Below are 10,899 nucleotides of genomic sequence, written 5' to 3' on the forward strand. Positions count from 1 at the left end.
ATATGGAACTGAGCAAAAATTACAATCCCGCAACGGTTGAGGAGAAATGGTATAAGCATTGGCAGGAAAAAAAATATTTTCATAGCGAGCCTGACGATCGCCCGGCTTACAGCGTTGTGATTCCCCCTCCAAATGTTACCGGTGTTTTGCACATGGGTCATACCCTGAACGAAACCGTCCAGGATATTCTCATCAGGAAAGCGCGCATGAGCGGCTTCAACACCTGCTGGGTGCCTGGCAGCGACCATGCAGCTATAGCCACGGAAGCAAAGGTTGTTCAAATGCTCGAGAAAGAAAAAGGGATAAAGAAATCAGATCTCTCCAGGGAAGAATTTTTGCGTTATGCTTTTGAATGGAAAGAAAAATATGGCAATATCATTTATCACCAGATAGCGAAACTTGGCTGCAGCGTTGACTGGGACAGGGCTACATTTACGATGGACCCGCATTATTACCAGGCGGTGATGAAAGTTTTCGTAGACCTTTATAAGAAGGGAAAGTTATATCGCGGTGCAAGAATGATTCACTGGGACCCTGCTGCCGGCACCGCCCTCATGGATGAAGAAGTGGAACACCGCGACATCCAGGGTAAACTTTATTATGTCAACTACCTGGTGATAAACGACCAGGCTACCGGTAACCCACATGCGCCCATTGAAGCTCCCCGGTATATTTCCATTGCTACACAGCGCCCTGAAACAATCATGGGTGATACAGCAGTTTGTGTGAACCCTAACGATGAACGTTATGCATGGCTGCGTGGCAAACACGTCGTTGTGCCCCTGGTTAACCGGAAAGTGCCTGTGATTTTTGATGAATACGTTGACCCGGCTTTTGGTACCGGTGCTTTGAAGATTACCCCTGCCCACGATATCAATGACTATAATATCGGGCTCAAACATAATCTCGAGGTTATTGACACGCTGAACGTAGATGGAACCATCAGCGCTGCGGCAGAAGTTTTCGTGGGCCTGGATCGTTTCGAAGCCAGGAAAAAAGCGGTTGCCCAATTACGGGAGGAAGGTTTGCTCCTGAAGGAAGAAGATTATACAACCCGGCTTGGATTTTCACAACGGAGTGGTGCAGTGGTTGAGCCAAGGATTTCCACCCAGTGGTTTGTGAAAATGAAGGAACTCGCAGGGCCCGCTCTCGCGGAGGTATTGGAAGGAAGAATCAAAATACATCCGGGCGATAAATTTCTGGCTACCTATAAATACTGGCTTGAAAATGTAAAAGACTGGTGTATTTCGCGCCAGCTTTGGTGGGGACAGCAGATCCCGGCATGGTATGATGAAAACGGTACTTGTTATGTAGCTGAAACGCTTGATCATTTGCTGGCAGAACATCCTGAACTGAAGAACGCAAAGCTGGAACAGGATAAAGATGTGATGGACACCTGGTTCAGCAGCTGGCTCTGGCCAATCGAGGTGTTTAAGGGGATCACAGAGCCAGGAAATCCGCAGATCAATTATTACTATCCTACCTCGGTATTGGTAACCGGGCAGGATATTATATTTTTCTGGGTTTCGCGCATGATCATGGCAGGTATGGAGTTTAAACAGGAAAGACCATTTGTTGATGTTTACTTCACGGGGATGGTGCGAGACAAACAGGGACGCAAAATGAGCAAACAGCTGGGCAACTCCCCTGACCTGCTCGAACTCATTGAAAAATTTGGAGCTGATGCCGTTCGGTTCGGAATAATGATTTCTTCACCAGCCGGTAATGACCTGCTGTTCGATGAAGGCAGTTGTGAGCAGGGACGCAATTTCAATAACAAATTGTGGAACGCGCTGAAACTTGTAAAAAACTGGGAATCCCGTGTAGGAACAGAAGAACCGGAAATGGATCATTTTGCGGTTGACTGGTTCCGCAATCGCCTCAACCAGGTAAAAGCAGATGTCGAATTGTTATATAAAGACTTCCGCCTTAATGAAGCCCTGAAAACAATCTATTCACTGATCTGGGATGATTTCTGCAGCTGGTACCTCGAATGGGTGAAGCCCGGTTTTGAATTACCGGTGAACCCGAAGATCTATGACAGTACGGTCGGTTTTTTTACGGAATTGATGCAATTACTTCATCCATTCATGCCCTTCATAACGGAAGAAATATTTCACCTGCTTGAAGAAAGGAAGCAGGATCTGACTGTATCACAATATGCACCGGCCTTGTCATTTGACAAACCGGTTCTTGAACAGGCAAATTTTCTGAAAGATTTAATTACCAGTCTCAGGGATGCGCGCGTAAAGAACCAGATTAAGCCAAAGGAACCAATCAAATTATACATCGTTTCTCCAAATCCCGGCACTTATATAAAAATTCAGGATATACTTGTTAAGCAGGTTAATATCAATGGAATAGCTCATGTACCAGATGCCATAACAAACACGATCTCCCTGGTAGTTGGAACCGATAAATACTATATAGAAACAACCGCTGCCATAGACAACACTGCACAGATTTCAGCCCTGAACAAAGAGCTGGATTACCTGAAAGGTTTTCTTTTATCTATCGATAAAAAACTTGGCAACGAACGTTTTATTGCCAACGCAAAACCGGAAGTTCTTGCCCTCGAGCAAAAGAAAAAAGCGGATGCGGAAGCGAAGCTCCGTACAATTGAAGAGAGCCTTAGATCCATGTAAAAAACTTGACTAGAGTTATGAGTGATGAGTTATGAGTGAGTTGAAGAGTTATGAGTTGTGAAAGATCAGGCCAATATTTCAGAACTCATCACATTCATAACACACTCATAACTCATAACTCATCACTTCTTAACATGACTCATAACTCTCTTAAAGGAGTTCCAGTGGAAGAATGAAACCAAACTGGTTTTTCGACAATCCCTGGTTTGCTGCATCAAGCAAGTAGCTGTACCTAAGTCCAAAACTTACCGGTTGCTGGTTCCACCATTTTGTATCAAAAAACAACTCAGTTCCGATTGAACGGAAATTGGCGCCAACGAATTTTCCCAGGCGGTTAAAATCATTGATACGGGTAAAGTCGTAAAACAGGTTTGCCCGTATCCGCTGGAAATAAATAATACTCGCAAAACCCCAGTCAGGATAAACAAGCGGCAGATGATAGTTGACTCCCAGCTTAAACATATGATGATAGTTTTCGGCTGTGTATCCCCGTGAAAATGGGAAACTGTTGCTGAACAGGGCGTTTCTCAGCGTATCGCGTCCCTGGAAGGCGGTGTTAAAAACAAGGTTGTGAGTCTTAAGTATACCTGGAAAATACCAATAAGCCGAAGCAAGAAACTGGTTTGCCTCCAATGAACTTACAGAAACTGAATAATTGAGGTTTAAGGTTTGAGCAAACCGGGGGTATATATGCTGGCGAGCCTGCTGCACCTGGTTTGAAAAGCTAATTGTGTTCCTGATATATCCAAAGGAGCGATTATCAAAACTGTCTTTGTATGCACCCTTGAAGTTTCGTGCGTTTATCACATAGTCTGATGCAATATTCAGGCGCCTGTACCATTTGCCACTGGTGAAGTTCAATGGCACGCTTAGACCCAGGTTGGCTTCGGCTTCATCCCAGTAAACCCGGTTTCCGTTTACCCTGGTGCTCCGGTCAAAAGTATAGTTCATGCCACCACGTATCCATGGAAACAATGCACCATATGTAAGATTTGCACCAATTTCTTTACTCTTTTCATTGCTGTTATAATTAAAATAGAGTTCCGAAACAAAGGTGTTGAGTACATTCTCACCGATCAGTGAAAGTCTGAAATCCGGTTCATTCAGATAAGGTCGGATGCTATGGGGATTAAGCAGGTTAAAAGATTTTCTGTATTTGGTTACCCGGTAGTCTGAGCGCGGTATCTGATCCAGGAAATTGGAAGATGGAAGACCTGCTCCGAAAGCTGGCATCTCCTCCTCAAAGATCGACACTGATTCTTCAATCAATGCCGGGCGACCTGTTTGCAGGCGATAGCCCACCGCTGAAAAAGCCGACCAGGCATAATTTCCATTCAATAGACTAAGCTGGTAATTACCTGTCGATGAATTTTGCGGATCAACATCTACCCGGTAAAGTCTTTTTCCAATCAACATAAAAAGCCTGTCGGTGCCAGCGTATGAAGAAGTAAAAGTAATCGTGTCATGTTGCACCAGGGGGAAGCCAATAACATTCATAGACCAGGGAACCAGGTTTTCGAAACTACCATCCAACCGGTTTATTTTGACAAGTGCCATTTCACCGGCTTCATTTCTTACGGCAGAGATAACGTGGAGGTTGTCTGCAACAAATTTCGGATAGCTATAAAAAAGTCGGCCGGGGTTCGGCAATACCTCTTTCAGTGATGGACTGTCTGTGTTGAGAATATGCAGGGAACTTCTTCCCATGGCATCCTGCTCCACTGCAACAACCTGTTTACCATCCTCCGAAATATCAGGGGAAAAATACCTGGTGTGGCCGGTGATGGTTCGTTGCCGGCCTGAGCTTAGATCAACCAGTCTGATGCTGCTATAATCCCGCCATCCCCACCTGGTGGAAGGCAGAAATGCGGCATAAACTATCCGGTTATTTTTGTAGGAATAATATTGGTCCTCCGAAATATCAATAGTCCTGATCTTTTTAGTTCTGCCACTGTTGATGTCCCGGGTAACAAAGGCAGAAATGTTTTTATAATCTGATTTTACCATGAGGACCTGGTTTTCGGTTATCCATTGAGGATAGCGTTCATCGCCCGCAAAATGTTTTCGCCCGGCGGCGAACAGGGAGACACTATCTTTTGAACCGTTTTCAGTATTTGACCCGGCTTTGTCATCAGTATCGGTATTTGAAATGGCTTTAGCATCAGTATTATTATTCGAACTGACTTTTGCTTCAGTATCACTATTTAAACTGACTTTGGCTTCAGTATCAGTATTCGAACTGGATTTAGCATTAGTATCGATATTTGAATTGACTTTGGTATCAGTATCAGTATCAGTATTTGAACTGGCCTTGGCATAAGTATCAGTATTCGAACTGGCTTTGGTTTCAGGTTTTGATTTGGCCCCGCGACCGGGCGCAATTGAAGGCGCCAGCTCCTTTTCAAAATATCCGAAAGCAGCTTCGCGAAATGCAGCATAGGATAAACCAGTATGTTTTTTAATGGATCTTTGCCATGGATAGAACAAGCCCCTGAACCGAACTGCATCGTCGGTAATTGTTGCCCATAAACTATCGCCATATTTCTCCCGGCCATAGGCTACGAGCAGATAACCGAGCTGGTAATGATCGGGTACATAATCGCGAAGGGAACCATTACGCAGCTTAAGCCAGGAATAATTTTTATCTGCTGACCATATGGATCTATATCCATTGTGAAAATTTGGCAGCCTTCCCCTGCCCTGCCCGCTCATTAATGTTTCCTGGTAAACGGCATCACCTTCCCAGAAATAATTTGGTACCGCGGCGCTGTTCACCAGGCCAAGTAACTGTTCACCAAAAATATAATAGGCCACTTTTGAAACGCCTTTCCGAAAATTATTAAACTGCTGAACATGCCTGTACTCGTGTAAGGCCAGTGACTTGTGCCAGGGTAAACTTCCAAGATCAAAGCTATTCTGCATCGGCGTGAGGTAAAACTCACTTCGCCATGGACCCAGGCCCACATATCCGTTTGAGTTAGTGGTCTGATTTTGTAAAACAATACTGATCTTCCGCATGCGCGATCCGATCGTTTGTAATGTAGTATTATTTAGCCCCCGGGTTATATCAACTATTTCACCGGCTATTTTTTCAAGGCCCGGAGCGAAAATTACCCTGACCGTATCGGTATTAATCTGCAGCCATTTTTGCGAAGGCGGATGGCCGCCGAACACCTGTGCACTGCCATGAGCAATGAACAGCATTGATAAAATAAAAAGAACGATGCGCCTCATGCGAAATGAATTGAACGGGAAAATACAGATCCAATTTATATTAAGGGGAATAAATATCTTTGTCTACTAAAAAAAATTACGGGTATAGACAAAAAAACTACAGGCATGGACAATGAGTTGGTGATTCGTTTTGCGGATGTTGATGATATTAATACAATCGGTTTCCTGGCCCAGCAGATCTGGCCCAACGCCTATGGTTCCATCCTGAAAAAAGAACAGATCAGCTATATGCTGAACCTGTTTTATAGCCCGGATGCGTTGATGGACCAGATGAAAAAACAAAAACATTTATTTGTCCTGGCCGAACTTGAAGAAGAGCCGGTTGGATTTGCGTCTTTTGGCGCACTGGATAAAAACGGCCTCCATAAACTACATAAACTATATATTCTCCCGGACAAACAGGGAAAAGGTCTTGGAAAAGCCCTGCTCGATTTCATCATTGAAGAAATAAAAATCGGGCATTCCGCTACCCCGGGGCCGGAACCAGATAAACCAATATCACTTCGGCTGGGCGTAAACCGCTTCAATCCTGCCCTGAATTTCTACGAACGCCTTGGATTTGCAAAGATAAAAGAGGAAAAAACCGACATCGGCAATGGGTTCGTTATGGATGATTACATCATGGAATTGAAGATTTCATAACCCAACCACTCAACTTACCACTCACCACTCAACTTACCACTCACCACTCACAACTCACCACTTTTTTCAGCTTCCGCGCATGGCAGCTTCTTTCATATTTGCTGCCGTTTCTTTGCCGAGATATTTTTCAACCAGCCAATGAACCAGGTAAATTACAGGTGTAAATAATAATGCAATCAGGAATTTGTAGCTATAAGAAGTGAGCGCCCAGGCGGTGCACTGGCCAAAACTTACTCCCCGGAATATGTAGAAGGCGATATAGGTTACCACGAAGCTGTCTATCATCTGCGAAAACAGGGTGCTTATAGTAGCACGCGCCCAGATTCTTTTTTCACCTGTAAACGCCTTGATTTTTCTGAAAATAAAGGCATCGGCTATCTGGCCGATGATGAAAGCTGTTATCGAACCAACGATGATATTCATACCCTGGCCAAAGATTGCATAGTAGGCGGCCTGCATGTCAGGAACTCCATCTTTGGAATATGAACTCAACCAAAAGCCGGTGTCGGGCGCCGTTTTGATGGCAAAATAAAATACGAAAAAAGCAAAAGCGATCAGGCCCGCCGTGAGCAAAGACAGAAAACGCACTCCCTTCACACCATAATATTCATTGATGATATCCGTCATCACGAAAATGACCGGCCAGGGAATCACGCCGACAGATAAGCTGAATGAAAGATTTTGTGCGCCAAGCAGCGAGAAATTTGCCTTATCTATTCCAAGGGTATCTTCCAATGAAAAGATCTTCACCCCGATTACTTCTGCAATGATTGCATTTGCTATAAAAAAACCTCCCAGGATTATAAATAACCTTGTCCCCTTGTCCTTAATAATATTATGAATCATGAGAGGAAAATAAAAATTTGTGCTATCAAAAAGAGGAAGTTAATAATTAATAACCAACGGGGAATGGAATTGAAACTTTGCCTTCGGGTGGCGAAAATAATCACAATTGCGATTGCAAGCAATACATTTAATATCATAGACGCATAGCCAAGAACTACAACTGTTGAGTAAACCGGGTTGAGTTGCAGATCATCGGAATACCTCATTATTTCCGCAATAATGAAGCAGATATTGCATAACAGCGCGATACGGCTGAAAAATATTAAGATCTTCATGGGTTAACTTGGTGTAAAAATGCATTATTTTGCTCAATCAAAAGCGGAAACTTGGCTATTCAGGCGGGCGTTTGCTTCATAATATAATAAATATCTGATGAATAAAACTTTGTGGCAACAGTTCAGGCCCCATGCAATTGCGATTGGTATTTTCTTGATTATTTCAGTGATTTATTGTTTGCCGGTTTTCCAGGGTATGGTCGCGAATTCTAGCGATGTGCTTAACTGGAAAGGAATGGCACAGCAGTCTTTTGAATTCAAGGAGAAATACGGATACTTTCCGCTCTGGACCAACAGTCTTTTCAGTGGGATGCCGACATTCCAGATTATGGCCGAATCGCAATATAATATTACGATCGCCTGGCTGCATTATGTTTTTATGTTTTTCCTGCCTCAACCAGCCGGATTGTTTTTCCTGGCCTGTATAGGTTTTTATATTTTAAGCATAACGCTGAAATTAAAAAGTGTGCCCGCTATCTTTGGTTCACTCACTTATGCATTCTCAACGTATAATGCAATACTGGTTGCAACGGGCCATACCACCAAGTTTTCATCTATGGGTTATGCGCCTGCTGTGCTTGCAGGTTTGATCCTGTTAACCCAACGTAAATATGTGCTGGGTTTTGTTACGGCATTTTTATTCAGCACACTGATGTTTTATCAAAACCATGTTCAGGTGGTTTATTATACATTACTTATTGCCGTTTGCCTGGGCGTTTCTTTTTTCATACAAATAGTAAAGTCCAAAGATTATATTCACCTCGCCAAGGTCGCGGGCCTTGCTTTGATAGCCGGTCTTATCGGTTTTGCTTCCTATTCCGTTACCTTATTGTCTACTTATGATTATGCCAAGGAAACGATGCGCGGTGGCAAATCAGAATTAACCATTGCCACCAACCCTAATGATACCAAGGATAACAAATCCAAAAATGGCCTGGATCGCGACTATGCATTCCAATGGAGTTATGGCATAACGGAGACGTCTACCCTGATAGTCCCGAATGCCCGCGGGGGAAGTTCTACACAACCTCTTCCGGAAGATAGCAAAACCATAGAAGCGTTACAGGAGTCCGGTTTGCCACAGCAAGCTTTGAATGGATTTTTACAATCCAGCTCGCCGTATTGGGGTGATCAACCTTTTACAGAGGGCCCCGTGTATTTTGGCGCTTTGGTTTGCCTGCTCTTTATTGTTGGTTTGTTTGTTGTAAAAAGCTGGCATAAGGGATGGTTGGTAGCAGCAACATTGTTGGGGATCATGCTTTCATGGGGCTCCCATTTTGCCGCCTTCAATAACTTTTTGTTTGACTATCTGCCTTTCTATAATAAATTCAGGGCCCCTGCTATGGCCCTGGTTATATCGCAATTAACTGTCTGCGCTCTGGCAGCAATGGCTTTACAATCTTTAATGTATGAACAGTGGGATAAGAAAGAATTATTCAAAAAACTAAAGTTTAGTGGGATCGCTACTTTAGTTGTCATAGGCTTGCTTGCCCTGACTTATCTGAATGCCGATTTCCGTGGTTCTGCAGATGGCCAGATTCAACAATACATGGGCCAGGTAACCCAGGCTATGGCCCGGTCTAATCCCAATAATCCGCAGATCGAACAACAAACAGCCGGGATCGCATCTTCCATTCTCACCGGTCTGAAAGCAGATCGTAAAGCGCTGTTTGCAGCAGATTTTGGAAGATCGATTATCTATATATTGTTAGGCGCTGTCCTTATCTGGTTAGCTGCTTCCGGCAAAATCAAGGCCCACTATGCCGGCATTGCAATATGTGCTTTGAGTTTCATTGATCTTATCGGGGTTGATGCCAGATACCTGAACAAAGATAAATATGTAAGTGAAGAAGAATTCATGGCACCTTTTGCTGCCAATGCTGCTGATCTGCAGATTAAACAGGATACCAGTTATTATCGCGTATTCGACGAAATCTCCCCTTCAACTGCCAGATCATCTTATCACCACAATTCTATTGCCGGTTACCATCCCGCAAAATTATCCCTGTATGATGATTTGCTGACCAACCAGATCTCTAAAATGAACATGAACGTAATAAACATGCTTAACACGAAGTATTTTATTGCCCAGAATCCACAGACTGGTCAGCCGATGGCCCAGCTAAATCCCGGGGCACTGGGACCAGCCTGGTTTGTAAAGGAGCTTAAATACGTCAACAGCGCTGATGAAGAAATGAAAGCGCTGGACAGCCTGAACCCTGCTCAAACTGCAGTCATTGATAAACGTGAGCAACCAAAAGTTACAGTAGCTCCACAACCGGATTCTGCTGCTACTATAAAACTTGATTTTAACCGGAACGATCAAATTAAATACAGTTCAAAATCTTCTGCACCACAGTTTGCAGTGTTTAGTGAAGTTTATTATCCCCGTGGATGGAAAGCATTTATTGATGGCAAAGAAGTGCCGATAGCAAGAGTGAATTATACTTTGCGCGGCTTAGCAGTTCCGGCAGGTAGTCATCAAATAGAATTCAAATTCGACCCGGAGTCATTCAGGCTCGGGGATAAAATTGGCCTCGTAATTGGCATCATTTCTTTCCTGCTTTTATTCGGGGCAGCCTGGTATGAATGGAAACAGTATCGCAAAAATAATTCGACAACGGTAAAAGCCTGATGCGGCAAATGTTTCAATGGATATTTTTCTGCCACAAAAAGATGCTTTAAGTCGTACCATACAGGATCAGGCGGCTGATTTATTGAAAAGACTAACTGAGTTACCAGTTGAGACCCTTGGCATGCCTCAACATTGTCTCGATTATTTTAGAAGCAGCCATTTTAAAAGATTGTTTTTTTCAATCGAAACAAGCGCTCATCTTTTATACCGGTCCATCACTTTAAAAGGCAAGCCTGTAGGTGAAACCGTAATTATGGATTATGGCGCAGGTGTTGGCACCTTATATATGCTCGCCAGGATGATCGGTTGCAAAACTGTTATTTATAATGATCACCTGGAAGACTGGAAAACAAGTGCACTGCTGATAGCAAAAGCCATTGGTGTCAACATCGATGAATACATTGTAGGTGATATACAGGATACATTGGAGATTCTTGACAAAAAAAATATCCAATGTGATATCATTACATCCCGTAACGTCATTGAACATATTTACAAGCTCGATACCTTTTTTAATACGGTATATTCTTACCAACCGGGGGCGCTGATTTATTCTTCAACCACAGCCAATTATCATAACCCGGCTTCACATATAAAACACATACTCTGGCACAGGAAATGG

General features: G+C 43.5%; 6 protein-coding genes. 4 read left to right on the forward strand and 2 right to left on the reverse strand.

Going from position 1 to position 10,899, the window contains the following annotated elements; all coding sequences use genetic code 11:
* The first annotated feature begins 2 nt into the window (after positions 1-2).
* Positions 3-2,645: a valine--tRNA ligase gene (locus VK664_RS27490; protein ID WP_461401939.1), complete on the forward strand. Its 2,643-nt coding sequence runs from the start codon at positions 3-5 to the stop codon at positions 2,643-2,645.
* Positions 2,646-2,795: 150 nt separating this feature from the next.
* Here the strand turns inward: VK664_RS27490 and VK664_RS27495 are convergent, their stop codons facing one another.
* A complete protein-coding gene (locus VK664_RS27495) occupies positions 2,796-5,879 on the reverse strand; it encodes a TolB family protein (protein ID WP_461401940.1) in 3,084 nt (1,027 codons plus the stop codon).
* A 105-nt stretch (positions 5,880-5,984) separates the two neighbouring features.
* Between VK664_RS27495 and VK664_RS27500 the strand changes: the two genes are divergently transcribed.
* The gene (locus VK664_RS27500; protein ID WP_461401941.1) at positions 5,985-6,521 is read left to right on the forward strand and encodes a GNAT family N-acetyltransferase; all 537 of its coding nucleotides are present in this window, start codon (positions 5,985-5,987) and stop codon (positions 6,519-6,521) included.
* Between the two features lie 66 nt (positions 6,522-6,587).
* Here VK664_RS27500 and VK664_RS27505 read toward each other — a convergent pair whose 3' ends face one another.
* Complete coding sequence (locus VK664_RS27505; protein ID WP_461401942.1) at positions 6,588-7,367, reverse strand: queuosine precursor transporter; 780 nt, start codon at positions 7,365-7,367, stop codon at positions 6,588-6,590.
* Between the two features lie 372 nt (positions 7,368-7,739).
* Here VK664_RS27505 and VK664_RS27510 point away from each other — a divergent pair, with 372 nt between their 5' ends.
* Positions 7,740-10,277, forward strand: coding sequence for a YfhO family protein (locus VK664_RS27510; RefSeq protein ID WP_461401943.1), 2,538 nt, complete (start codon positions 7,740-7,742; stop codon positions 10,275-10,277).
* A 16-nt stretch (positions 10,278-10,293) separates the two neighbouring features.
* A partial coding sequence (locus VK664_RS27515) for a methyltransferase domain-containing protein (RefSeq protein WP_461401944.1) occupies positions 10,294-10,899 on the forward strand: 606 nt, incomplete at its 3' end.

This window comes from Flavitalea sp. (genome assembly GCF_035489435.1).
In the GTDB taxonomy this organism is placed as follows: Bacteria; Bacteroidota; Bacteroidia; order Chitinophagales; family Chitinophagaceae; genus DATHKG01.

Excerpts from the sequence above, each read along its gene's own strand:
- VK664_RS27490 (WP_461401939.1), top strand. The coding sequence starts at position 3 with ATGGAACTGAGCAAAAATTACAATCCCGCAACGGTTGAGGAGAAATGG.
- VK664_RS27495 (WP_461401940.1), bottom strand. The coding sequence starts at position 5,879 with ATGAGGCGCATCGTTCTTTTTATTTTATCAATGCTGTTCATTGCTCAT.
- VK664_RS27500 (WP_461401941.1), top strand. The coding sequence starts at position 5,985 with ATGGACAATGAGTTGGTGATTCGTTTTGCGGATGTTGATGATATTAAT.
- VK664_RS27505 (WP_461401942.1), bottom strand. The coding sequence starts at position 7,367 with ATGATTCATAATATTATTAAGGACAAGGGGACAAGGTTATTTATAATC.
- VK664_RS27510 (WP_461401943.1), top strand. The coding sequence starts at position 7,740 with ATGAATAAAACTTTGTGGCAACAGTTCAGGCCCCATGCAATTGCGATT.